Below are 23,517 nucleotides of genomic sequence, written 5' to 3'. Positions count from 1 at the left end.
ATGTGGGCGCAGATCACGGAGGAAGCCCCCCGCTTCTTCGGCTACTGGAACCTGATGTTCCTGGGCGAGGCGCTGGTCAACACGCTGCTCCTCTCCTGGCTTGGCGCCACCATCGGCTTCGCCTTCGGCTTCCTCTTCGCGATCTGCCGGCATCCGCGGCTGTTCGGCGTGCTGCCGCTGCGCATCCTGGCGACGACCTATGTGGAGCTGTTCCGGCGCATCCCCTTCCTTGTGAAGCTGATGTGCGTCTTCTTCGCCTTCCAGCTCAGCGGCGCGCAGGTCAGCCTGTTCACCATGGCGCTCGTCACCGTGGTGCTGTCGGCCGCGGCCTTCGCGGCGGAGATTGCGCGGGCGGGGCTCGAATCCATCCCCGCGCCGCAATGGGACGCGGCGGAGGCGATGAATTTCGGGCGCTGGCGCGTGCTCTGGACGATCGTGCTGCCGCAATCCTGGCGCGTCGTGCTGCCGCCGCTCTTCGGCTACACCGTCGGCTTCATCAAGTCGACCTCCATCGCCAGCCAGATCGGCGTGATGGAACTGACCTACGCCGCGAAGATCCTGAACACGCGGGGCTTCTCCGCGCTGCTCTGCTTCGGCACCATCCTGCTGCTGTATTTCCTGATCTGCTGGCCCACCAAGCATGTGGGAGAGCGGCTGGAACGTCGCCTCGCCACCCGCCCTGTTCGACAAGGAATGCCCTGATGCCCTACGTCCCGCCCGGCTCCCACCTGCTGAAGGGCGCCATCGATTGCCACGTGCATTGCGCGCCGCACCTGAATGGCCGCAGCGTCAATGTGTTCGAGGCCGTGCGCCAGGCTGCGGCCGCGGGCATGAAGGCCATCGGCATCATGTGCAACTTCCAGAACACCTCCGGCTTCGCCGCGCTCGCCAATGACGAACTCGGCCATCTCGGCTGCCATGCCTTCGGCGGCGTCATCATGCAGCCGACCGCGGGCGGCGTGACGCTGGAAGTCGCGAAGGCCGCCATCGGCTATGGCTACGGCCCGGGCACCGGCGCGCGCTTCGTCTCCCTGCCCACGCACCACACCCGCTACATCGCGGAACGGGAGGGCCGCAGCCCCGCCTTCCTGGAGACCACCTTCCAGGTGCCGGAGAACAACGTCGTCCCCGACGTCGTCCGCGCCATCATGGATCTCTGTGCGGAGAAGGATGTCGTCTTCGATTGCGGCCATGTCTCCGGGCGGGAAGCGGTGGCGCTGGCGGAAGAAGCGAAGAAGCGTGGCGTCACGCGCATCCGCACCCATGGGTCGCGCTACACGACGGACCAGATCAAGGCGATCGTGGCGCTGGGCGGCTATGTGGAGCTCAGCTTCTTCATCCTGACCCACGCGACGCAGGTCGGGCTGACGCATGTGGATGAGGAGAAGCACAAGATCTCCTCCGCCAGCACCATCCAGGATTTCGCGCCGCGCATCCGCGCCGCGGGGGATCGCTGCATCCTGTCTTCCGACGCCGGCGTCTTCCTTCTGCCGCCGCCGGCCGAGGCCTTCCGCGAATACCTTCTCCTCGTGCAGAGCGAGGGGTTCAGCGACGCGGAGCTGCGGCGGATGACCTCCACCAACCCCGCGGCGCTGTTCGGCATCGACTAGTGTGAGAGCAGCACGGGCAGCGTCATGCGGCCCAGGATGCCGCGCGTGACGCCGCCCAGCACCATCTCCCGCAGCCGGGAATGGCCATAGGCGCCCATCACCAGCAATTCGGCGCCGAGGTCGGCGGCGCTGTTCAGCAGCACGTCGGATTCGCGGATCTCGTTGGCCGTCGCGTGCTGGGCCGTCGCCGCCACGCCGTGCCGCGCCAGGTGCAGCGCGATGTCGGCGGCCGGCACATCGCCATGGCCACCGATGCCGAGCCGGGGGTTGACGGCCAGCACCCGCACCTGCGTCGCTGCCTGCATCATCGGCAGCGCGTCATGCACCGCGCGCGCGGCCTCCTTGCTCGCATTCCAGCCGACCAGCACCGTCTGCGGCGTCGGCGTGAACTGCCCGACATAGGGCAGCATCAGCACGGGCCGGCCGGCGGTGAACAGGACCGATTCCAGGATCATCTCGTTGATGGAGGCCAGCGCGCCGCCAGGCTCCGGCTGGCCCAGCACGGCCAGATCCGCGTAGCGCGCATGCAGGGCCACGGCTTCCGGCGGCATGTCCATCGATTCGCGCCACTCCCCACGCAGCCCGTCGCGACGGACACGGTCCTCGAAGGCCTGGCGCATGCGCTTCGCATCGGCCTCTGCCGTATCGCGCAGCTGCGCCAGCAGGATGCCGAGCGAGGCTCCGCCCATGTCGGAGGTCAATCCCGCCGGGAGGCCCCCTTCCACCGCATGCAGCCCGACCAGATGCGCGCCGTGCCGGGCCGCCAGGCCCGCGGCGTAGTCCAGCCGCGCCATCGCCCGGTCCGAGCCATCGAGATGCACCAGCACGTCCTTGAATGCCACGTCACGGCTCCTTCGCCCATCACGCAGGCAGGTTGCGCGCGGGCGTGGCTTCGGGCCTTGATCGGCATCAAGCGGCGCGCCATCACGCGTGCGGCACGTCCCTTGCCTGGAGCCGGCGCATGAGTGATGCAGAGATCGAGGCCCATGCCCGCGCCACCGCCGCGCTCATCGGCCTGCCCATCGCGCCGCACCAGATGCCTGGCGTGATCGCGGGTCTGAAGGTCGCCGCCGCGGCGGCCGCGCTGATCGAGCGTGTGCCGCTGACGGAAGCGGATGAGGCCGCGCCGGTGTTCCGGCCATGAGCATCGCCGCCACCGTCGCCGCCATCCGCGCCCGTCGCACCACCGCCTCCGCCGTGGTCGAGGCGGCGCTGGCCGACATCGCCGCGCGCGACGGCGCGCTCAACTGCTTTACCGCCGTCACCGCCGATCGTGCGCGGGCGGAGGCGGCGGCGGTGGATGCCGCCATCGCCGCGGGGCGCGATCCCGGGCCGCTCGCCGGCGTGCCGCTGGCGGTGAAGAACCTCTTCGACCTCGAAGGGCTGCGGACGCTGGCGGGGTCGAAGATCCGGCGGGACGCCCCGGCGGCCGCGCAGGATGCCTTCGCGGTGCAGCTGCTGCGCGCCGCCGGGGCGGTGGTGGTCGGCGCCACCAACATGGATGAATTCGCCTTCGGCTTCTCGACCGAGAACAGCCATGAGGGGCCGACGCGCAACCCGCATGACCCGGCGCGCATCGCGGGCGGTTCCTCCGGCGGTTCCGCGGCCGCCGTGGCGGCGGGGCTCGTGCCGATCGCCATCGGCAGCGACACCAATGGCTCCATCCGCGTGCCGGCCGGGCTCTGCGGCATCTGGGGGCTGAAGCCGACCTATGGGCGGTTGTCCCGGCGCGGCGCGCATCTCTTTGCCGGCAGCTTCGACCATGTCGGCCCCTTCGCCCGCAGCCTTGACGACCTGGCCCTGGTCTATGAGGCGATGCAGGGGGAGGACCCGGCCGATCCCGCCCAGGTGCCGCGGGAGTTCGAGCCGGTCAGCGGCCTGGCGGGACTGGGCGGCCTCCGCATCGGCATCGCGGCCGGGTATTTCGAGCGCGGCGGGCAGCCGGAGGCGCTGGCGCCGGTCGCGCTGGCGGCGCAGGCGCTCGGTGCCACCACCCGCATTGCACCCGACCTCGTGGCGGAGGGGCGGGCCGCCGCGCTGCTGGTGACGCTGGCGGAGGGGGCGAACCTGCACCTGCCGAACCTCCGCCTCCGGGCGGACGACTTCGACCCGCTGACCCGCGACCGCTTCCTGGCCGGTGCCCTGCTGCCCGCGCACTGGATCACCCAGGCCCAGCGTGTCCGCGCGGCCTGGGCACGCGCCGCGTCGCGCATCTTCGAGGCATGCGACGTGCTGGTGGCGCCGCTGCTGCCCTATGTCGCGCCGCCCATCGGCACGGCGATGATCGAGGTGGATGGCGCGACCGTGCCGGCGCGGCCGCATCTCGGCGTCTATACCCAGCCCTTCTCGGCCATCGGCCTGCCGGCCATGGCCGTGCCGCTGGCTGATCCCGCCCGCGCCGGTGCCTCCCTGCCTGTCGGGGTGCAACTCGTCGCCGCCCCCTGGCGGGAGGATCTGCTGTTCCGCGCCGCCGCCGCCCTGGTCGAGGCCGGGCTCGCCGGCTGTCCCCCCGTCGCTGCCCAGCATGTGAAGGAGAATGCCTGATGGAGATCGACATCCCGGAGGTCGTGGCCGAGGTCACCGCCGCCTTCCAGCGCTACGAGGTCGCGCTGGTGACGAATGACGTGGCGGTGCTGGACGAGCTGTTCTGGAACGACCCGCGCACCATCCGCTACGGCGCGACCGAGATCCTGCATGGCTATGAGGAGATCATGGCCTTCCGCGCATCCCGCCCCTCGGTCGGCTTGGCGCGGGATCTGGTGCGGACCGTGATCACCACCCATGGCCGGGACTTCGCCACCGCGAATACGACCTTTTCGCGCAATGGTCGGCTCGGCCGGCAGAGCCAGACCTGGGTGCGGATGCCGGAGGGGTGGCGCGTGGTTGCCGCCCACGTCTCCCTGATGCCTGCCGAAGCCTGAGGCGATTGGCGCGGAAGGCTGGATCATCGCGCGCAATGTCGATGGGGCACGGTCGTTCCGTTCAATCGAGCGTGATGCGGCGCCTCAATTCAGCCTTGGCGGGGGGCAGGGGGCGTCCTGTGCTGATATGGAGGGGGGTGGAAGAACTCCACGCCCACCCATCCTCGAGAGTCCGGCCCCTTGAGCAGTATCATGCCGAACCTCGCGCCCCCCGGCGTCTGCATGCTGCTGGAGCCTGACCTGGCCTGGCTGCATCTGCTGTCCGATATCGGGACGGGGCTTGCCTATTTCTCCATCCCGGCGGCGCTGGTCGTCTTCGCGCTGCGGCGGCGGGACCTGGCCTATCCCTGGATCTTCGGCCTTTTCGCGCTGTTCATCATCGCCTGCGGCGCCACGCATTTCGCCCATGCCTGGGCCATGTTCTACCCGAATCCGCTGTTGGAAGGGCTGATCAAGGCCTTCTGCGCCGCGGTGTCGATCGCCACCGCCATCACCCTCTGGCCCCTGCTGCCCCGCCTGCTGGCCCTGCCGAGCCCGGCGGCCCTGGCGCGGGAGGTGGAGGAGCGCCGCCTGGCGGAGCGCCGCGCGCTGGACAGCGAGGCGCGGACCGCCGCCTTCATCGCCAACCTGGCGGAGGCGCTGTTCGTCCTGCGGGTGGACCAGGGCGGTACCCGCTTCGTCACGGAAACCGTGAATCCCGCCTATGAAAGGCTGTTCGGCCTGCCGGCGTCGCAGGTCGTGGGAAAGGACGCGCAGACGGGCTTCATCCCCGGAGTCACGGAACGCGTGCTGCCCAACTGGCAGCGCGCCGTCGCGACCGGGGAGGTCCAGCGCTACGAGGTGGAGGCCGAGACGCCGCATGGCCATCGCCTGTGGCAGACCGTGCTGGTGCCGATGCGCAATGCGGCGGGCGAGGTGGACCGGCTGCTGGGCAGCGCGCGGGACGTGACGGAAACGCGGCGGCTGCAGGCCGGCATCGTCGAATCCGCGCGGCTCGCGACCATCGGCACCATGTGCGCCGGGCTGGCGCATGAGACGAGCCAGCCGCTGAACGCGGCCGCGCTCTGGCTGCGCCACGCCCGCAACGCGGCCACGGGGCTCATGACCGAACAGGGGGCGCGGCTGATGGCGGCGCTGAACGTCATCGACAGCCAGTTGCGCCGGGCAGGCGACCTGGTGAGCCGCATCCGCGGCCTGGCGACGGAAACGGGCGAGGCCGAGACCTTCGACGCTGCCCGGGTGGCGCGCGCCGCCGTGCGGATCGCGGATGGACAATATGCGCCGGATGACATCGCCCTGTCCTTCACCGCGCCATCGGGTCCGCTGCCCGTGACCGGCAGCCCCGCCAGGCTGGAAGAGGCCGTGCTGCACCTGCTCTCCAACGCACGGGACGCGGTGCTGGAAGCCCGGGCCACGGACCCGGCCGCCCCCGCGCGCATCGGCGTCGCGCTGCGCGAGCAGGGAGGGCGCGTGGTGATCGAGGTGCGGGACAGCGGACCGGGTGTGCCGGACGCCTTGCGCCAATCCATCTTCGATCCCTTCTTCACCACCAAGGATCCGGGCCATGGCAGCGGGCTCGGCCTGTCCCTGGCCGCGGCGGTGGCACGCGGGATGGGCGGTGGCATCGCCGTGTCCAACCCGCCGGAGGGGGGCGCCTGCTTCACCATGACCCTGGTCCTGTCCGAGCCCACCGCCCAGGGGCTGATGCCCCTGGCCGTCGCCTGCTGATGGCCTCCATGGCGCACCGCATACTCGTGGCGGAGGATGAAGGGCTCGCCGCCATGGCGATCGAGGATGAACTCCTCTCCCATGGCTATGAGGTGGTGCTGGCCCCGGATGGCCAGGCGGCGATGGAACTGGCGGCGCGCCAGCCGCCGGACCTGCTGCTGACGGACCTCCGGATGCCCCGGCTGGATGGCGCCGGCCTGATCCGCGCGCTGCGCGCGGCGAGGCCGGACCTGCCGGTCGTGGTCATGACGGGCTATGCGCCGGCGGGCGGGCAGGATGCCTTCCGGCGGGAGGGGGAGGCGCCGGTGAGCCTCTTCTCCAAGCCGCTCGACATGGATGCGGTCCTGGCGGAGTTGCGGCGCCTGCTGCCCGGTTGACCGCGCCGCCCGGTGGATGCGAAGCCAGCGGGGCAGGGGCGGGGAGGTAGCACATGGCGGATCACGGGCCGGGATCGCCCTTCGCGGCATTCTCCCTGGCCGGACGGGTGGCGCTGGTGACGGGCGCATCCGGTGTGCTCGGCCGGCATTTCGTTCGTGTCCTGCATGGGGCGGGGGCCTGCGTCGCGATGGGCGCGCGGAAGCCCGCCAGCCTGCGCGGCCTGGCGGAGGAGCTGGGGCAGGGCGCGCGGGCGGTCGCGCTTGACGTGACGGAGGCCGCCTCCATTGCCGATGCGCTGTCGGCCACGGAACGCGCCTTCGGACCGGTCGACATCCTGGTGAACAATGCCGGCATCGCGGCGACGCGGCCTTTCCTGGACCACACGGCGGAAGACTGGGACCAGGTGATGGCGGTGGACCTCCGCGGCGCCTTCGCGGTGGGGCAGGCGGTGGCGCAGCGGATGGTGGCCGCGCAGAAGCCCGGCAGCATCGTCAACATCGCCTCCATCCTGGCGGAGCGCGTGATCCCCGGTGTCGCCGGCTATTCCGCCGCCAAGGCCGCGCTGGTGCATCTGACGCGGCAGATGGCGGTGGAACTGGCGCGCCACCGTATCCGCGTGAACGCGATCGCGCCCGGCTACATCGCCACCGAGATCAACCGCGACTTCTTCGCCAGCGAGGCCGGCCAGGCCATGGTGAAGCGCATCCCGCAGCGGCGCCTGGGCCAGGTCGATGACCTGACCGGGCCGCTGCTGCTGCTGGCCAGCGAGGCCGGCGCCCACATGACCGGCAGCGTCGTCACCATCGATGGCGGCCATTCCGTCAACAGCCTCTGACTGGAGCACCCGCAATGGATTTCCGCCTGCCGCCCGACATTGTCGAAGTGCAGCAGCGCGTCCGCGCCTTCGTGGATGAGCGGCTGATCCCGCTGGAGGCCGACCGCGCCAACTACGACGAGCATGAGAACATCCACCCGGATGTGCTGAAGCGCATGCGGGCGGAGGCCAAGGCGCAGGGCCTCTGGGCGCTGCAGATGCCGAAGCATCGCGGCGGCGGGGGGCTCAGCAAGGTCGGCATGGCGGCGTGCTACGAGGAGATGAACCGCTCCATCTTCGGCCCCGTCGTCTTCAACAGCGCGGCGCCCGATGACGGCAACATGCAGGTGCTGGAGAAGGTGGCGACGGAGGCGCAGAAGACGCGCTGGCTGCAACCCATCGTCGATGGCGCCGTGCAATCCGCCTTTGCGATGACGGAGCCCGATGGCTGCGGCAGCGATCCCGGCCTGACCTACACGAAGGCCGAGCGCGTCGGCAACGACCGCTGGCGCATCACGGGGCGCAAGCACTACATCACCGGCGCCGGCGAGGCGAAGCACTTCCTGCTGATTGCCCGCACCAGCGATGACGACCGCAAGGGCCTGACCTGCTTCCTGTTCCATGCGGACCAGCCGGGCTGGGAGATCGTGCGCCGCATCCCGATCATGGGGCCGGAGGAGCATGGCGGGCATTGCGAACTTCGCTTCGATGGCCTGGAGATTCCCGACGAGAACCTGCTGATGGGCGTGGGCGACGGGCTGAAGGTGACGCAGATCCGCTTGGGCCCCGCGCGCCTCACGCATTGCATGCGCTGGCTCGGCATGGGGCGCCGGGCGCTGGAGATCGCGATGGCGCGCATCGCGGAACGGCAGAGCTTCGGCCAGAAGCTGATCGACCGGGAAAGCGTGCAGGGCCTGGTCGGCCAGGCGGCGATGGAGCTGGAGATCGGGCGGCTGCTGACGATGAAGGCGGCCTGGGTGCTGGACCAGGGCGGCTTCGCGCGGAAGGAGGTCTCCATGGCGAAGATCGTCGTGGCCGATGCGCTGCACAAGGCCGTGGACACGTCGCTGCAACTGCTCGGCGCGCGCGGCTATTCCAAGGACACGGTGGTGGAGTGGATGTACCGCTACGCCCGCCAGGCGCGCCTGGTGGATGGCGCGAGCGAGGTGCACCGCATGGTGCTGGCGAATTTCCTGCGGCGCGAGGGGCGCGACTTCTTCGAGTGGGGCGCGCATGGATGAGGCGGCGCTTTGCGGCTGGCTGAGGCGCGCCACCGGCGATGAGGCGCTGCGCATCACCGCGCTGACGCGGCTGTCGGGCGGTGCGATCCAGCAGAACTGGGCGCTGGATGTGGAGACGGCCGAAGGCGCGCGGCGCTGGGTGCTGCGCACGGATGCGCCGGCCGTGCTGGCCGTGTCGCTGCCCCGCGCCGCGGAATTCGCGCTGCTGCGTGCGGCGCGGGAGGCGGGGGTGACGGTGGCGGAGCCGATCTTCCTCTGCGAGGACATGGGCGTGATCGGGCGGCCCTTCTTCGTCATGGGCCGCGTGGAGGGCATTGCTGCCGCGCATCGCGTCGTGAAGCAGGCGGCGCCTCACGGCGATGAGGTGGTGGCCGCGCTGGGTCGCGAGTTGGCGCGCATCCATCGCATTCGCCCGCCGCGCGCCGACCTGACGTTCCTGGGCGATCCGCCGGCCGATGCGGCGCGGGCGATGATCGCGGCGATGCGGGCGCGGCTGGATGAGGCCGGCACGCCGCGGCCGGTGCTGGAATGGGGGCTGCGCGCGCTGGAACGCACGGCGCCGCCGCCGGTGGCACCCGTGCTCTGCCATCACGACTTCCGCACCGGCAACGTGATGATCGACGGCGCGCGCGTTGCCGCCGTGCTGGACTGGGAATTCGCGGCCTGGGGCGATCCCCATGCCGATCTCGGCTGGTTCTGCGCCAAGTGCTGGCGCTTCGGCGCGCATGCTCGCGAAGCCGGTGGCATCGGGGCGCGGGAGGCATTCTATGCGGGTTATGAGAGCGAGGCCGGCACGCGCATCGACCGCGCGCGCATGCCGTGGTGGGAGCTGATGGCGACGATCCGTTGGGCCGTCATCGCGGCCGACCAGGCGGCGCGGCACCTCTCCGGCCAGGAACGCAGCCTGGAACTGGCGCTGACGGGGCACATCGTGCCGGAGCTGGAACTGGACGTGCTGGCGATGACGGAGGCGCTGTGATGCTGGAGAAGCCGGACGGCGCCGACCTGCTGGCGACCGCACGCGACGTGGTGCTGAACGAATTGCTGCCTGCGCTGCCGCCGGAGAAGGCTATGGCGGCGCGGATGGTGGCCGCCGCGATCGCGCTGGCGCTGCGGGAGCGGGCAGCGGTGGTGCCGGCGATGCCGGACCTCGCCGCGCTGGCTGCCGAGATCCGCGCGGGCGCGCATGACCCAGGCACGCCAACGCATGCCGCCACCGCCACGCTGCTGCGGGACCATGCCCGCGCGCGGGCGGCGGTGAGCGCGCCGAAGGCGCTGGGCGCTACGGGCTGAACCGCGCGCCCTTGTGGCCGTCCAGCCGCGGCGCGCCCGCCTTCGGCTGAGGGCGTTCGCCATCGAAGGAGACGGGCAGGGCGGTGACGGAGAAATCCTCGCCGGGTGGCGTGACCAGCATGCCGATGGCCTTGGCCTGCGGCTCCTCCAGCATCTCCGGAATGGTGTTGATCGGCGCGCAGGGCACGCCGGCGGCGACCAGCCGCTCCAGCCACTCCGCGCGCGGCCGCTGGCGCATGGCATCGCGCACCAGCGCCAGGCATTCGGCCTTGTTCGCCAGGCGCAGGCGGTTGGTCGCGAAGCGCGGATCCTCCGGCCATTCGGGATGGCCAAGTTCCGCCGCGAATTTGCGGAACAGGCGGTCATTGCCGCAGCACACCAGCAGGGGGCCGTCGGCGGCGTCGAAGGATTCATAGGGCACGAAGCCGGGATGGCCGCTGGCATGGCGCTCCGGCAGCTTGCCCTGGTTCACATAGGCACCGACCTTCTGCCCGGCCCAGAGGAAGGCCGTCTCGAACAGGGATGTGTTCACCACGCAGCCGCGCCCCGTCCGCGCACGCTGTTGCAGCGCCGACAGCGCGCCGATCACGGTCCACATCCCCGTGCCCTGATCGACGACGGAGGCGCCCATGCGCACGGGCGGGCCATCCGGTTCGCCGGTGATGCTGTTGAGGCCGGCGAAGGCCTGCAGCAGCGGCTCATAGCCCGGGCGGTCCTTCAGCGGTCCCTTATGGCCGAAGGCGCCCATGTTGCAGTAGATCAGCCGCGGATGCCGCGCGGTGGTGGCGTAGGGGTCGAGGCCCAGCGCCTCCGGCACGCCGGGGCGCATGTTGTGGACGAGGATGTCGGCTTCGGCGAGCAGCGCATGCAGCGCCGCCATCCCCGCTTCCGACTTCAAATCCAGCGCGATGCTCCGCTTGCCGCGGTTGAATTCGTGAAAATTGAAGGCGTCCCCGTGGCGGAAGGCGACGCCCATCTGGCGGGCATCGTCGCCGCCCTCCGGCTTCTCCACCTTGATCACGTCCGCGCCGAGATCGGCGAGGATGGCACCGGCGAAGGGGCCGGACAGGACTTGGCCGATCTCGATGACCTTGATGCCGTGAAGGGGCGCGCTCACTCCGGCTGGATCCCCGCCTGGCGCGCGACGCGCGTCCATTTCTCGATTTCCGCGAGTGTGAAGTCGCGGAGGTGGTCGGGGCTTCCGGTCAGCGGTTCCGTGGCATCGGCGCGCAGGCGTTCGGCGACGGCGGGGAGGGCCAGGATCTCCCGCAGCTTCGCGTTCAACTGCTCCACGATCTCCCGCGGCGTGCCGGCAGTCGCGTACACCGCCGTCCAGGTGCCGAGTTCGTAGCCCGGCAAATTGCCGGCCTCCGCCACCGTCGGCAGCTCCGGCATCGCCGAGATGCGGCTGCCCGCGGTGACGGCCAGGGCGCGGACGCGGCCTTCCCGCACCTGCGGGATCGCGGTGGTGGTGTCGCAGAACATCAGCGGCAGCGTGCCGGAGATGACGTCGGTCATGGCCTGCGGATTGGCGCGGTAGGAGACGTTCTCCATCTCGATGCGCGTCATCGCCTTGAACATCTCGCCCGCCATGCGGCTGGACTGGCTGCCGCTGCCGAAGCTGAGCTTGCCCGGATTCGCGCGCCCATAGGCGATGAGGTCGGCGATGCTGCGGATGCCCGTCTCGTTGTTCACCACGACCAGCATGGTGGAGACGCCGAGCAGCGCCACCGGCTCGAAATCCTTGATCGGATCATAGGGCAGCCGGCGGAACAGCGCGGGGTTCGATCCATGCGTGGTGTTGGAGGTGAAGAGCAGCGTGTAGCCATCGCCGCGGGCGCGCGCCACGGCCTCCGCCGCGATGAAGCCATTGGCACCGCCGCGATTGTCCACCACCACGGGCTGCCCCCAATCCTGCGCCATGCGCTCCGCGAAGATGCGCGCGCGGAGGTCGGTGGCGGCGCCGGCGGCGAAGGGGACGATGAGGCGGATGGGGCGCGACGGGTAGCGTTCCTGCGCCAGGGTGGGCGCGGCGGCCAGCAGCGGCAGCGCCAGCAGCGAGCGGCGCGCGATCATCACGCGGCCTCCCGCTTCGGCGCGCGGTACTTCGCGAGGCTGCCTGCATGCATCACGCGGCCATTGAGGCGGCGGCCGATGATGCGCTCCGCCATGCGCGCGCATTCCACCAGCGCCTCCAGGTCGATGCCGGTCTCGATGCCGAGTTCGTGGCAGAGGAAGACCAGATCCTCCGTGCAGACATTGCCGGCCGCACCGGCATCGCCATGGGCCGCGAAGGGGCAGCCGCCCAGCCCCGCCACGCTGCTGTCGAAGAAATCGACACCCATGTCGAGCGCGGCCATGACGTTCGCCGTGCCGATGCCGCGCGTGTCGTGCAGGTGCAGGCCGATCCGCACATCCGGCAGCGCATCGCGCACCATGCCCACCAGGCGGCGCGTCTGGTCCGGATTGCCCCAGCCCATCGTGTCCGCCAGGAATACCGCCGGCAGCTTGTGGCCGCGTTCGGCGCAGATGCTGTGGGCAAACTTCGCCATGCCGACCACGCGGTCAGGCGGGATCTCGCCCTCGTAGTTGCAGCCGAAGGCGGCCATGATGATGGCGAAGTCGGGCTTGATGCCGGCCTCGTCATACAGCTCCAGCCAGCGCCGCTGGCGCTCCGCCATCTCCTGCGCCGTGCAGCCATTGTTCTTCTGCGCGAAGGCGTTCGACGCATAGAGCGAGATCTTGCCGGAGAGATCGACGCCGGGCGTGGCCTTGGCGCGGTGGAAACCCTGCTCGTTCAGCCAGAGGCCGGCGTAGTGGACGCCTTGCTTCTTGCGGATGGCGGCGAAGAAGGCCTCGCTGTCCGCCATCTGGGGGACGTGCTTCGGGCTGACGAAGCTCGCGACCTGGATGTGGTGCAGGCCGGTCTCGGCCAGCGCTTCCACCAGCTGGACGCGCTGTTCCAGGGGGAAGATGGTCTTCTCGATCTGGAAGCCCTCGCGTGGCCCTTCCTCGCGGAACTCCACGCGCTTCGGCCGGTCAGCCATGGCCATTTCCTCCGTGCTACTGGCCGGTATCGTCGCGCCGTTCGGCGCGGGGTTCAAGGCGCCGGCAGGATGGTTCCGCTGCAGGCCCCGAAGCCGATGCCCACGAATCCTTCGCGGCTGGCGCGGGCCAGCAGCGTCACGGTATCGCCATCCTCCAGGAAGCGGCGCGTCTCGCCCGATTCCAGCGTCAGCGGCTCCCGCCCGCCCTTGGTGATCTCCAGCAGGGATCCGTAGCCCGAGACCTCCGTGGTGGAGATGGTGCCGGTGCCGCAGAGGTCACCGGGGTTGAGGTTGCAGCCGCCGCTGGCGTGGTGCGCGACCAACTGCGCGGGCGTCCAGTAGAGCGCGCGGGCATCCGACAGGCCGAGGCGGTGCGGGGCCAGCCCCTTCGCCCCCAGGCCCGGCGTCATCAGCAGCACTTCCAGCTCCAGCGCCATGGCGCCGCCTGCCTGGTCGGCCTCGTCCCAGAGATACGGGAGCGGCGCGGGATCACCCTCCGGCCGCTTCGCCTGCGGCACGCGGAAGGGCGCCATGGCCTCCGGCGTGATGATCCAGGGGCTGATGGTCGAGCAGAAGCTCTTCGCCAGGAACGGCCCCAGCGGCTGGTATTCCCAGCCCTGGATGTCCCGCGCCGACCAGTCGTTCAGCAGGCAGAAGCCCGCGATGTGGTCGCCGGCCTGGCCGATCGGGATCGGCTCGCCCAGCCTGTTGCCCGGGCCGATCCAGATGCCGAGTTCGAGTTCGTAGTCGAGATTGCGGGAGGGGCCGACGCTCGGCACCGTCTCGCTCGCCGGCTTCCGCTGGCCGTTCGGCCGCCGCACCGGATGGCCGGAGGGCACGACGGAGGAAGCGCGGCCGTGATAGCCGATGGGGACGTATTTGTAGTTCGGCAGCAGCGGATTGTCGGGCCGGAACATGGCGCCGGCATTCATGGCGTGCTGGATGCCCGCGAAGAAATCCGTGTAGTCGCCGATGCGCGCGGGCAGGTGCATCGTGCAATCCGCCGCGGCGTGCAGCATCGGCGTCACCTGCGCCTCGAACCGCGATCCCGCTTCCAGCAGCGTCGAGAGCTGCGCCCGCAGCGCGCTGCGGGGCCCGGTGCCCAGCGCCAGCATCGCGTTCAGCGCGCCGCCCGTCGCGGCGCGGGCTGCCGCGGCCGCTTCCTCGCAGAACAGCCCCGCCGCCGCCGCCGCTTCCAGGTCCAGGATCATGTCGCCGATCGCGACGCCGGCGCGCGGCGTGCCACCGGGGGGTGAGAAGACGCCCAAGGGCAGGTTCTGGATGGGGAAATCGGCGTGGCCATTGGCGCTGTCCACGAAGGACCGCCGTGCCGGATCATGCGTGTCGTCGAGTGCCATGGTCGTTCCCCATCCAATCCCGTGAAGGGCAGCACAGCCCGGCCATCCCGTGAAGACCGCCCGTCTTGCCCGCCGCGCCATCCCTTGCCACGGTGCGCCCCAACAGCGTCCGGATCCCCGCCATGAGCCTCCGCGGCAGCGCCTGCATCGTCGGCGCCTATGAACACCCCACCCGCAAGGCGGAGGACAAATCCGTCGCGCAGCTGCATGCGGAGGTCGCCTGGGGCGCGCTGCAGGATGCGGGCCTCTCGAAGGACGATATCGACGGCTATGTCTGCGCCGGCGATGCGCCGGGGCTCGGGCCGCTGTCGATGATCGACTACATGGGCCTCGACCGGCTGCGCTATGCGGACAGCACCGATCTCGGCGGCTGCTCCTACATCGCCCATGTCGCGCATGCCGCGGCGGCCATCAAGCTCGGTCGCGCCAATGTCGTGCTGGTGACGCTGGCCGGGCGGCCGCGCAGCGAGGGCCAGGCCGTCGGCACCGGCGCGCGGGCGCAGAACCCGAACGTGCCGGACGACCAGTTCGAGGTGCCCTTCACCAAGACGACGGGCACCAGCTACGCGCTCTGCGCCATGCGGCACATGCACGACTACGGCACCACCAGCGAACAGCTGGCCTGGATCAAGGTCGCCGCCAGCCACCACGCCCAGCACAACCCCCACGCCATGCTGAAGAAGGTGGTGACGGTGGAGGATGTGGTGAATTCGCCGATGGTGTCGGACCCGCTGCATCGGCTGGATTGCTGCGTCATCAGCGATGGTGGCGGCGCGCTGATCGTGGCGCGGCCGGAGATCGCGCGCAGCCTGAAGCGACCCGTGGTCACGGTGCGCGGCACCGGGGAGACGGCGCAGGGCGAATTCGGCGGCTACCGGGACCTGACGAGCAGTGGCGCGCAGTTGACCGGCGCGCGCGCCTTCGGCGAGGCCGGCGTCACGCCCGCCGACATCCAATACGCCAGCATCTATGACAGCTTCACCATCACCGTGCTGATGCAGCTGGAGGACCTCGGCTTCTGCGCCAAGGGCGAGGGTGGAAAATTCGTCAGCGACGGCAACCTGATCAGCGGCGTCGGCAGGCTGCCCTTCAACACGGATGGCGGCGGGCTCTGCAACAACCACCCCGCCAATCGCGGCGGCATGACCAAGGTGATCGAGGCGGTGCGGCAATTGCGCGGCGAAGCGCACCCGGCGGTGCAGGTGCCGGGCTGCACCCTGGCGCTGGCGCATGGCACGGGCGGGCTGCTCGGCCACCGCCACGGCAGCGCAACCCTCATCCTGGAACGGGAGTGACCATCATGAGCGAGAAGCTCTTCGCCGCCCCCGTCGCGGACCCCACCAGCCAGGCCGTCTGGGACGCCGCCCGTCAGGGGCGGCTGCTGATCGGCCTGTGCAAGGACACCGGCAAGCACTTCTGGTATCCGCGCGGCGTCTCGCCCTTCACGCTGTCGCCGAATGTCGATCTGGTCGAGGCGAGCGGGCAGGGCACGGTGTACAGCTACACCATCCTCCGCGCCGGCGGCCCGACCTGCGCGGCCTATGTGGAACTGGCGGAGGGCCCGCGGCTCTTCACCAACATCGTGGATTGCGACCTGGCGGAGGTCCGCATCGGCGCGAAGGTGAGGCTGGTCTTCAAGGCGACCGAGGGCGAAGGCGCGCCGGTGCCCTGCTTCACGCTGGCCTGAGCGGGATCAGAACAGCGAGACGTCCAGCGCCCAGCCCATGAAGCCGATGCCCGCCGCGATCCCCGCGGCGGCGCTCGCGCGTGGCCATTGCATCGGGATCATCGCCCAGATCCAGGTGGCAGCGGCCAGCACCATGGCGAGCACCACCGGCATCCCCAGCAGCAGGGCGCCAAGCAGGCTCAGCGCCGCGACGGCCGCACGGTTGCGGATGTGATGACCATCGCTGCGATACCAGGACGCAGCCGTCATCAGCCCCACCACCACCCAATACATCACGCCACCCCCAGGCCATGGAGGTCACGCAACGCATCAGCGGCGGCGTGGTCGCATCACGCCTGTGGGGGTTACAGACCCGGGGTGCGGGTTGCTTGCAGCGCTGTGCTGTCCGTGCAGGACGCCGGATTTGCACGGCAGGCGTTCTGGGCAGTGCGCCCGATCTGCTCCGCGGTGCAGGCCCCGAGGGCGAGCAGCGCCAGCAGCATGAACCACGGCCGCATGGCGGTCCTCCTCAGTTGAACAGCGTGGAGACCGAGCTTTCCTCGCTGATGCGCTTCATCGCCTCGGCCAGCAGGGGCGCGATGGTCAGCTGCTTGATGTTGCGGCTGACGCGCACGGCCTCGGTCGCCAGGATGCTGTCCGTGACGATCATGTGCTCGATCGCCGCGGCGCCGACGCGCGCCACCGCACCGCCGGAGAAGACGCCATGCGTGACGTAGACGCTGGCCGACTTGGCGCCGTTCTTCAGCAGCGCCTCCGCCGCGTTGCAGAGCGTGCCGCCGCTATCGACGATGTCGTCCACCAGGATGCAGTGCCGGCCTTCGACCTCGCCGATCACGTTCATCACTTCGGAGACGCCGGCGCGGGGGCGGCGCTTGTCGATGATGGCGAGGTCGGTGTGGATGCGCGCGGCGATGGCGCGGGCGCGGACCACGCCGCCGACATCCGGCGAGACCACCATCAGGTCGCGGCCCGCGAAACGCTCCTGGATGTCGCGGGCAAACAGCGGCGCGGCGAAGAGGTTGTCGACGGGGATGTCGAAGAAGCCCTGGATCTGCGCGGCGTGAAGATCCATCGTCAGCACGCGGTTGGCGCCGGCCGCGGTGATCAGGTTCGCCACCAGCTTGGCGGAGATCGGCGTGCGGGGGCCCGATTTCCGGTCCTGCCGCGCATAGCCGAAATAGGGGATGACCGCCGTGATGCGCCGCGCGCTGCCGCGCTTCAGCGCGTCCAGCATGATCAGCAGCTCCATCAGGTTGTCATTGGCGGGGTAGCTCGTGGACTGCACCACGAAGACATCCTCGCCACGAACATTCTCATGGATCTCGCAGAAGATCTCCATGTCGGCGAAGCGCCGCACGGAAGCCTGGGTCAGCGGGATGCCCAGCGCCGATGCCACCGCCTCGGCGAGGGGGCGGTTGCTGTTGCAGGCGATGATCTTCATGCGACACGAACCCCGGGGGGAAGGGAGGGTGCCGCGCCGGAGAACGCCCGCCGCGACGGGCGGGTTGGTAGCAACGTGACGGTTGGGTGTCCATCGCGCGCCGATGACGGGGGCGCATGGCCGCCCTTCAGCCAGGGGCGGGGCGCGCCGGTCGGCGGGGCCTGGCCGTGGACGCGGGCGTCGCCGCCGGCGGGCCGGGTGCGGCGGCAGTCGGCGGCGGGGCGGACCTTTCGCCGATCCCGCCGGCATTGAAGACGACGTCGCGCACGCCGCCCGCCGCTTCCTCCGCCACCACGAAGGCGACATCGCCCCAGAGGCCGTTCAGCGTGCCGGCCGGCACCTCATTGAGCTGCGCGACGCGGCCGAGATCCTGGCCATCACGGCGCGACACCGTCCAGACGATCTCCACGCGCTGCAGGCCGCGCCCGACGGCGGTCATGGTGACCTCGCCGGAGACGGCGAAGTCGGCGCCCTCCGCCTGGTCCTGCACCTGGAAGCCCAGCGCGGCCAGGCTGTCCTTCATCTTCGCGGTCAGGCTGCGGTTGCCATCGCCCGGCGCGCCCCGCACCGGCAGCAGGCGCATGACCGGCGCGCCGGACCCGGCGGCGCGCTCGTCGCCGGTGCGGGCCTGGGCCTCGATGCGGGAGAGCAGGTCGGCCAGGCGGGGCGCGGCTTCGGTGGCCACGCGGGTGAAAAGCTGGGCATTGCCATCCGCCCATTCGCGGGCCGGCACCGGGCGGCCGACCAGCATGCCGAGCGCCACGCCATCGCCGTTGGTCAGGGCGAAGCGGGGCGTGACCACCGCGCCGTCGCGCTCCGCCCCCACGATCAGCTGCCAGTCCAGCGGCAGCGGGTCCGCGGCCACGGCGGGGACTTCCTGCGCCACCAGGGCTTCGGCCATGGCACGGGCGAAGGCGGCGGAATCGCCATCCGTCAGCATGGCCTGGGCGGAGGGGGGAATCGCCACGCGGTAGCCCGGCGGCCGGCGGAGCTGCCGCGCCACCTGGCCTGGCCGGCCGCGGAAGGGCTGCGGCAGGTCGCCGCAGGCGGCCAGCGCGATCGGCGCCAGCGCCGCGAGAAGGGCGCGGCGCCCGCTACGCGATGACACAGGAAACCATCAGGGTCAGCATCATCAGCACCATGAACATGACGACGTAGGGCATGGCATCACCGAGGTAGCGCGATGGCGGAGAGTTGGTGCCCGATCGGCCCGCCGCCAGCCAGCGTCCGCCGGCGATGGCTGAAGAAGCGATCCTCCGCCGCCAGCGTATCCACCATCAGCGCCCGGGACTCCCCCGCCCCGGCGGCGGCAAGCCGGGCCACGCAATACCCCGCGAGGTCGAACTGCCACCGGTCCTGACGCGCGCCGTCGGCGAAGAAGCGGGCATCGGCGGCGTCATGCGCCAGCACCTCCTCCCGCAGATCGGGGCCGACCTCGTAGCTCGCCTGGCCGATGCAGGGGCCGACCAGGGCCGCGATCCGCGCGCGGTTGGCGCCGAGCGCTTCCATGGCGTCGAGGGTCGCTTCCAGCACCCCCGCCACGGCACCGCGCCAGCCCGCATGGGCGGCGGCGACGACGCCGGCCTCGGCATCGGCGAAAAGGACGGGCGCGCAATCCGCCGTCACCACGGAAAGCACCTGGCCCGGCCGGTCCGTCACCACCGCATCGGCCCGGGGGCGGCTGCCATCGTCCCAGGGCTGGCGCCCATCCGCCACCGCCACGCCATGCACCTGGTAGAGGCCGAGCAGGTCGCCCGGCCCGCCCCCCAGCACCGCAGCCGCCGCGGCGCGGTTGCGGCGCACCGCCTCCGGATCGTCGGGGGATGAGAGGGAGCAGTTGAGCGAGGCGAAGGCGCCGGAGGAAACGCCGCCCTGGCGGGTGAAGAAGGCATGCGGCACGGAAAGGGAGCCGGTCAGGTAGCCGGGGTTCATGGCGTCTCGAATCCAGGCAGGGGGGCGAGGGCAGGGTCGCAGAGGGCCAGGGCCTTGAACAGGCGACCCATCCCCTCCGCCGCGACCAGCCGTTCCGCGCCACTCAGGATGTCGCCGGCCAGGCGCGGGCGGGACTGGGCGAGCATGGCGGCGCGGGTCATGAGGCCGAGGCGCTGGAGCAGCAGGCCCTGCGGCAGCGGGCCCTGCGCGGCGGCGCCGGCCTCCCGCGCCACGGCGGCGAGCGCGGCGAAATCGACATGGGCGGTCAGGTCCACGGAGCCGGGATCGGCGAGCGGATCGAGGCCGCCGCGCTGGCCGGAGACGGCCTGCAGGCTCTCGCCCAGGCAGGAGGAGGCCGGGCCGTAGTCGATGAACAGCGCCGCGCCGCCCTGGGTGGCCAGGCGCGTGGCAAGGGAGACGACGATGCCCTCGGCAGCATCGGAAACCTCCCGCACCGCGCCTTCCGGCGCCTCGGCGGGCCAGCGGGGGGCGTCCGAGGTAGGTTGCTCGACGAAGGCGCCGGCCTCGACATGGCGCTCCGCCCAGCCAGCCCCGCGGCGGACGAATTGCCGGATCGGCAGCGCGTCCAGGAACTCATTGGCCAGCAGCAGCATCGGGCCGGGGGGGAGGGCGGCGAGGTCGTCGTGCCAGGCCGTGACGGCATCGCCCAGCGCGCGGCGCTGCGCCTCCCGCAGGGCGGGAGAGGTTTCCACCAGATGCAGACGCAGCGCGGCGCGGAAGGCGGGGGCCACGTCGGCCGCGGCGCGCAGCGCATCGGCCATCAGCGTGCCGCGCCCCGGGCCGCATTCCACCAGCAGCACGGGATCGGGACGACCCATCTTCTCCCACACCACGGCGGCCCAGGCGCCCAAGACCTCCCCGAAGGCCTGGCTGATCTCGGGCGCGGTGGTGAAGTCGCCGCCCCGGCCGAAGGGCGTCGCGGGGCGAGCGTAGTAGGCCGCGACCGCCCGGGCCATGAAGCGGTCGAGACGCTCCATCAAACTGCGGCGGCGCGGCGCGAGCGGGCGATGAGGAACAGCCCCGCCGCGATCATCGGCAGCGACAGCAACTGCCCCATGGTGGCGCCGGCGAAGAGGAAGCCGAGATGCGCGTCGGGCTGGCGGAAGAACTCGCCGATGAAACGCGCCACGCCATAGCCCGCCAGGAAGGTGCCGGTGAGGAAGCCCGGCCGGTCCCGCAGCGCGGGCTGGCGGACCAGGATCTGCAGCAGGATGAAGAGGACGATGCCCTCCATCCCCGCCTGGTAGAGCTGGCTCGGGTGCCGCGGATCCGGCCCGCCGGTCGGGAAGACCATGGCCCAGGGCACGTCGGAGACGCGGCCCCAGAGCTCGCCATTGATGAAGTTGGCCAGCCGCCCGAAGAACAGGCCGATCGGCACCACCGGCGCGATGCGGTCCCCGAAGGCCAGCGGGTTCAGGCCCTGGCGGCGGCAGAACCACAGCGCGGCGACGATGACGCCGAGCATGCCGCCGTGGAAGGACATGCCGCCCTGCCAGACATAGAGCGCCTCATGCGGCGCGGTCAGGTAGTAGCCGGGGCGGTAGAACAGGACATAGCCGAGCCGCCCGCCCAGGATGACGCCGAGCGTCGCCCAGGTGACGAAATCATCCACCTGTTCCTGCGTCGCGACGCGCGGCGCCAGCGCCACCATGCGCCGCGCCAGCAGCCAGCCCAGCACGATGCCGGCGATATAGGCGAGCGCATACCAGCGGAGGGCGAAGGGACCGATCTCGACCAGCACGGGGTCGATCATCGGGAAGGGAAGGGCGAACAGCATCAAGCCCTCAGCGGTGCGGGTCGGATTGCATGAGGAAGTCGCGGACATAGCGGCCGACGCCGTCCTCGAGCGAGGTCGCCGGCCGGTCGAAGCCTGCCGCGCGCAGCTTCTCCATCGGAGCCTCGGTGAAATACTGGTACTTGCCGCGGAGGTCGGCGGGCATGTCGATGAACTCGATCCGCTCCTGCTCCCCCATGCCTGCGAACATGGCGCGCACCAGGTCGAGGAAGCTGCGCGCCTGGCCGGAGCCGACATTGAACAACCCGCTGACCTGCGGGTTGTCGATCAGCCAGAGCATGGCGGCGACGCAGTCATCCACATGCACGAAGTCGCGCATCTGCTCCCCATCCGCGACGCCGTCGCGGTCGGACCGGAACAGGCGCGCAGGGGCGCCGCCGCGGGCCTCATGGAACTTGTGGAAGACGACGCTTGCCATGCGGCCCTTGTGGTATTCGTTGGGGCCGTAGACGTTGAAGAAGCGCAGCCCCGCCCATTGCGGCGGCGCGGGCACGCCGCGTTCCAGCATATCCGCGACCCGGCGATCGAAGGCCAGCTTCGACCAGCCATAGAGGTTGAGCGGCCGGAGCCCGGCCAGCGCGGCCTGCGCCTCGTCATCCGCGAAGCCCTGCGCGCCGTCGCCATAGGTGGCGGCGGAGGAGGCGTAGATCAGCGGCACGCCGCGTTCCGCGCAGACGGCCCAGAGCCAGAGCGGCAGGGTGAAGTTGGTGGCCGCCACCAGGTCGCCATCGGTCGCGGTAGTGGCGCTGATGGCGCCCATGTGGAGCACCGCCTCCACATCCGGGTCCTCGGACCAGAAATCCTCCAGCTCCTCCGGCGGCAGGATGCCGGCGATCGGGTGCTTGGCGATGTTGCGCCACTTCTCCCGCCCCGGATCGCCATGGCGGAGGCGGTCCACGACCATCACCTCCTCGCCCCGGTCACAGAGCGCGGCGACGAGGTTGGAGCCGATGAAACCGGCGCCGCCCGTGACCAGATACATCGGCGGTTGTCCTCTCGCCTCGCGGCTTGATCGATGGGTCCGGGCACGGCATGGGCCGGGCGCCGGGTCGCGGTTGGGGCCGCGGTCGGGGGCGGGTATAGGCTGCGGCTTCGGGCTGCGTATAGGCCGCGATGACGCGCGCGGGACAGAAGCGGTTTCACCGGTTGGGAGTGTCGTGATGAACAGCGGAACGGGGTCGGGTGGTGGTGCCGCGGGCGGATCTGGTGGCGGCAAGCGGGGGCTGTTCGACGATCTGGCCGGCATGGCGGGTGGTGCCTTCAGCGTGCTGGCCGGCGCGCGGCAGGAAGCCGAGGCGATGGGCCGCGCGCAGCTCGACGCCATGGTCCAGCGCCTGGACCTGGTGAAGCGGGAAGACCTGGACGCGGCGTTGGAAGTGGCTCGTCGGGCACGGGAACAGGCGGAGGCGCTGGAGGCCAAGGTGGTCGCGCTGGAAGCACGGATCGAGGCGATGTCGGGGCTCGAAGCCCGCCTGGCGGAGATCGAGACGCGCACCGCCCACCCCCATCCGCCGGCAAACGACCCGACCGGCGCGGCGAACGGCGAGTGAGCGCCGGGTTCCGGGCCATGGCTTCGATGCCATGCCCGGATTCGTCCACAACTCTTTGGCCGGCTTCGCGGAACCGACGCTTGCAGCCGCGTTTTGCGGTTGCGTAGTCTACCCCTAGTGGCGATTCGGGGTGCCTGACCCCCTATACCTTGGGGGTCGGCGCTGCCGATCGGACGAAGGAGGTGCCGCGATGTCCGCCTATCTCGGTTACGAGGAACGCGACCGGGCCGCCAATCCCCTCGATGTGCTGGAGCAGATCGTCGCGGCCAATGAATGGGCCTTCGACCGCCGCTCCGACAGCGAGATGGCCGCCGAGGCGCCCGGCAAATGGTGCGACTATGGCCTCTATTTCTCCTGGTCGCATGAGATCAGCGCCATGCATTTCTCCTGCACCTTCGACATGAAGGTGCCGGCGGGAAAGCGGGAGAGGCTGTTCGAATTGCTGGCCCTGGCCAATGAGAAGCTGTGGATCGGCCATTTCGGCATCGACAGCGACGATGGCGTGCCGGTCTTCCGCCATTCCGTGCTGCTCCGCGGTGCGCCCGGTGCCTCCGCCGAGAGCCTGGAGGACATGGTCGACATCGCCATCACGGAATGCGAGCGCTTCTTCCCGGCCTTCCAGTTCGTCCTCTGGGGCGGCAAGGCGCCGGCGGATGCGCTGCAGGCGGCGATGCTGGACTGCGTGGGAGAGGCGTAGGGCC

At 70.8% G+C, this 23,517-nt stretch carries 27 protein-coding genes; 15 read left to right on the top strand and 12 right to left on the bottom strand.

All coding sequences use genetic code 11. The features are described from left to right. Positions 1 to 702: an amino acid ABC transporter permease gene (locus tag G3576_RS19110; RefSeq protein WP_164696038.1), complete on the top strand. Its 702-nt coding sequence runs from the start codon at positions 1 to 3 to the stop codon at positions 700 to 702. Then, positions 702 to 1,610: a DUF6282 family protein gene (locus G3576_RS19105; protein WP_164696037.1), complete on the top strand. Its 909-nt coding sequence runs from the start codon at positions 702 to 704 to the stop codon at positions 1,608 to 1,610. The genes G3576_RS19110 and G3576_RS19105 overlap by 1 nt, the downstream gene beginning before the upstream one ends. Here the strand turns inward: G3576_RS19105 and G3576_RS19100 are convergent. Next, positions 1,607 to 2,452, bottom strand: coding sequence for a universal stress protein (locus G3576_RS19100; protein WP_164696036.1), 846 nt, complete (start codon positions 2,450 to 2,452; stop codon positions 1,607 to 1,609). The two genes, G3576_RS19105 and G3576_RS19100, sit on opposite strands and share 4 nt — an antisense overlap. A gap of 119 nt (positions 2,453 to 2,571) precedes the next feature. Here G3576_RS19100 and G3576_RS19095 point away from each other — a divergent pair, with 119 nt between their 5' ends. From G3576_RS19095 to G3576_RS19055, 9 genes are all read left to right on the top strand, one after another. Further along, positions 2,572 to 2,754, top strand: a complete 183-nt coding sequence (locus tag G3576_RS19095) for a DUF4089 domain-containing protein (RefSeq protein WP_164696035.1) — start codon at positions 2,572 to 2,574, stop codon at positions 2,752 to 2,754. After that, the gene (locus G3576_RS19090) at positions 2,751 to 4,154 is read left to right on the top strand and encodes an AtzE family amidohydrolase (RefSeq protein WP_164696034.1); all 1,404 of its coding nucleotides are present in this window, start codon (positions 2,751 to 2,753) and stop codon (positions 4,152 to 4,154) included. Before G3576_RS19095 ends, G3576_RS19090 begins: the two co-directional genes overlap by 4 nt. Beyond that, on the top strand, positions 4,154 to 4,531 hold the full coding sequence (hpxZ, locus tag G3576_RS19085) for an oxalurate catabolism protein HpxZ (RefSeq protein WP_164696033.1): 378 nt from the start codon (positions 4,154 to 4,156) through the stop codon (positions 4,529 to 4,531). Before G3576_RS19090 ends, hpxZ begins: the two co-directional genes overlap by 1 nt. Before the next feature lie 192 nt (positions 4,532 to 4,723). After that, on the top strand, positions 4,724 to 6,259 hold the full coding sequence (locus G3576_RS19080) for a sensor histidine kinase (protein ID WP_164696032.1): 1,536 nt from the start codon (positions 4,724 to 4,726) through the stop codon (positions 6,257 to 6,259). Between the two features lie 8 nt (positions 6,260 to 6,267). Further along, positions 6,268 to 6,636, top strand: coding sequence for a response regulator (locus G3576_RS19075; protein ID WP_164696031.1), 369 nt, complete (start codon positions 6,268 to 6,270; stop codon positions 6,634 to 6,636). A gap of 53 nt (positions 6,637 to 6,689) precedes the next feature. Next, positions 6,690 to 7,472, top strand: coding sequence for an SDR family NAD(P)-dependent oxidoreductase (locus G3576_RS19070; RefSeq protein ID WP_164696030.1), 783 nt, complete (start codon positions 6,690 to 6,692; stop codon positions 7,470 to 7,472). A 14-nt stretch (positions 7,473 to 7,486) separates the two neighbouring features. Beyond that, positions 7,487 to 8,692, top strand: a complete 1,206-nt coding sequence (locus tag G3576_RS19065; RefSeq protein WP_164696029.1) for an acyl-CoA dehydrogenase family protein — start codon at positions 7,487 to 7,489, stop codon at positions 8,690 to 8,692. After that, entirely contained in the window at positions 8,685 to 9,671 is a 987-nt protein-coding gene (locus G3576_RS19060) for a phosphotransferase family protein (protein ID WP_164696028.1), read from the top strand. The genes G3576_RS19065 and G3576_RS19060 overlap by 8 nt, the downstream gene beginning before the upstream one ends. Further along, positions 9,671 to 9,985 (top strand): hypothetical protein, encoded by a 315-nt coding sequence (locus G3576_RS19055; protein ID WP_164695989.1) that lies wholly within the window; start codon positions 9,671 to 9,673, stop codon positions 9,983 to 9,985. The genes G3576_RS19060 and G3576_RS19055 overlap by 1 nt, the downstream gene beginning before the upstream one ends. Here G3576_RS19055 and G3576_RS19050 read toward each other — a convergent pair. From G3576_RS19050 to fahA, 4 genes are read right to left on the bottom strand one after another with little or no spacing between them, the layout of a single operon-like run. Continuing rightward, positions 9,975 to 11,102 (bottom strand): CaiB/BaiF CoA transferase family protein, encoded by a 1,128-nt coding sequence (locus tag G3576_RS19050; RefSeq protein WP_164696027.1) that lies wholly within the window; start codon positions 11,100 to 11,102, stop codon positions 9,975 to 9,977. The two genes, G3576_RS19055 and G3576_RS19050, sit on opposite strands and share 11 nt — an antisense overlap. Further along, positions 11,099 to 12,061 carry a Bug family tripartite tricarboxylate transporter substrate binding protein gene (locus tag G3576_RS19045; RefSeq protein WP_164696026.1) on the bottom strand — a complete coding sequence of 321 codons (963 nt, stop codon included), beginning with the start codon at positions 12,059 to 12,061 and terminating at the stop codon, positions 11,099 to 11,101. The genes G3576_RS19050 and G3576_RS19045 overlap by 4 nt, the downstream gene beginning before the upstream one ends. Continuing rightward, positions 12,061 to 13,032, bottom strand: a complete 972-nt coding sequence (locus G3576_RS19040; RefSeq protein ID WP_164696025.1) for a hydroxymethylglutaryl-CoA lyase — start codon at positions 13,030 to 13,032, stop codon at positions 12,061 to 12,063. The genes G3576_RS19045 and G3576_RS19040 overlap by 1 nt, the downstream gene beginning before the upstream one ends. A gap of 53 nt (positions 13,033 to 13,085) precedes the next feature. Then, positions 13,086 to 14,390, bottom strand: a complete 1,305-nt coding sequence (gene fahA / locus G3576_RS19035) for a fumarylacetoacetase (protein ID WP_164696024.1) — start codon at positions 14,388 to 14,390, stop codon at positions 13,086 to 13,088. A gap of 122 nt (positions 14,391 to 14,512) precedes the next feature. On the opposite strand from fahA, the gene G3576_RS19030 reads away from it, so the two are divergent. Together G3576_RS19030 and G3576_RS19025 are read left to right on the top strand one after the other, a co-directional pair. Continuing rightward, positions 14,513 to 15,685 carry a thiolase domain-containing protein gene (locus tag G3576_RS19030; protein WP_164696023.1) on the top strand — a complete coding sequence of 391 codons (1,173 nt, stop codon included), beginning with the start codon at positions 14,513 to 14,515 and terminating at the stop codon, positions 15,683 to 15,685. Positions 15,686 to 15,690: 5 nt separating this feature from the next. Beyond that, a complete protein-coding gene (locus G3576_RS19025) occupies positions 15,691 to 16,077 on the top strand; it encodes a Zn-ribbon domain-containing OB-fold protein (protein ID WP_164696022.1) in 387 nt (128 codons plus the stop codon). A gap of 6 nt (positions 16,078 to 16,083) precedes the next feature. Here G3576_RS19025 and G3576_RS19020 read toward each other — a convergent pair whose 3' ends face one another. From G3576_RS19020 to rfaD, 7 genes are all read right to left on the bottom strand, one after another. Continuing rightward, the gene (locus G3576_RS19020; RefSeq protein ID WP_164696021.1) at positions 16,084 to 16,350 is read right to left on the bottom strand and encodes a hypothetical protein; all 267 of its coding nucleotides are present in this window, start codon (positions 16,348 to 16,350) and stop codon (positions 16,084 to 16,086) included. A gap of 235 nt (positions 16,351 to 16,585) precedes the next feature. Further along, on the bottom strand, positions 16,586 to 17,518 hold the full coding sequence (locus G3576_RS19015; protein ID WP_092961128.1) for a ribose-phosphate pyrophosphokinase: 933 nt from the start codon (positions 17,516 to 17,518) through the stop codon (positions 16,586 to 16,588). Between the two features lie 127 nt (positions 17,519 to 17,645). Then, positions 17,646 to 18,626: a hypothetical protein gene (locus G3576_RS19010; RefSeq protein WP_164696020.1), complete on the bottom strand. Its 981-nt coding sequence runs from the start codon at positions 18,624 to 18,626 to the stop codon at positions 17,646 to 17,648. 59 nt (positions 18,627 to 18,685) lie between these two features. Then, positions 18,686 to 19,450 (bottom strand): peptidoglycan editing factor PgeF, encoded by a 765-nt coding sequence (pgeF, locus tag G3576_RS19005; RefSeq protein ID WP_164696019.1) that lies wholly within the window; start codon positions 19,448 to 19,450, stop codon positions 18,686 to 18,688. Next, entirely contained in the window at positions 19,447 to 20,448 is a 1,002-nt protein-coding gene (locus G3576_RS19000) for a class I SAM-dependent methyltransferase (RefSeq protein ID WP_164696018.1), read from the bottom strand. The genes pgeF and G3576_RS19000 overlap by 4 nt, the downstream gene beginning before the upstream one ends. Then, on the bottom strand, positions 20,448 to 21,248 hold the full coding sequence (gene lgt / locus G3576_RS18995) for a prolipoprotein diacylglyceryl transferase (RefSeq protein ID WP_164696017.1): 801 nt from the start codon (positions 21,246 to 21,248) through the stop codon (positions 20,448 to 20,450). Before lgt ends, G3576_RS19000 begins: the two co-directional genes overlap by 1 nt. A 7-nt stretch (positions 21,249 to 21,255) precedes the next feature. Continuing rightward, the gene (rfaD, locus tag G3576_RS18990; RefSeq protein ID WP_164696016.1) at positions 21,256 to 22,248 is read right to left on the bottom strand and encodes an ADP-glyceromanno-heptose 6-epimerase; all 993 of its coding nucleotides are present in this window, start codon (positions 22,246 to 22,248) and stop codon (positions 21,256 to 21,258) included. Positions 22,249 to 22,426: 178 nt separating this feature from the next. On the opposite strand from rfaD, the gene G3576_RS18985 reads away from it, so the two are divergent. Together G3576_RS18985 and G3576_RS18980 are read left to right on the top strand one after the other, a co-directional pair. Continuing rightward, entirely contained in the window at positions 22,427 to 22,816 is a 390-nt protein-coding gene (locus G3576_RS18985) for an accessory factor UbiK family protein (protein WP_164696015.1), read from the top strand. Positions 22,817 to 23,006: 190 nt separating this feature from the next. Beyond that, positions 23,007 to 23,513: a type III secretion system chaperone family protein gene (locus G3576_RS18980; protein WP_164696014.1), complete on the top strand. Its 507-nt coding sequence runs from the start codon at positions 23,007 to 23,009 to the stop codon at positions 23,511 to 23,513. Positions 23,514 to 23,517 lie beyond the last annotated feature (4 nt).

The organism is Falsiroseomonas algicola (genome assembly GCF_011040385.1).
Lineage (GTDB): Bacteria > Pseudomonadota > Alphaproteobacteria > Acetobacterales > Acetobacteraceae > Falsiroseomonas > Falsiroseomonas algicola.
Note: the sequence above shows the minus strand (reverse complement) of the source record. Positions and strands in the feature narration are given on the sequence as shown.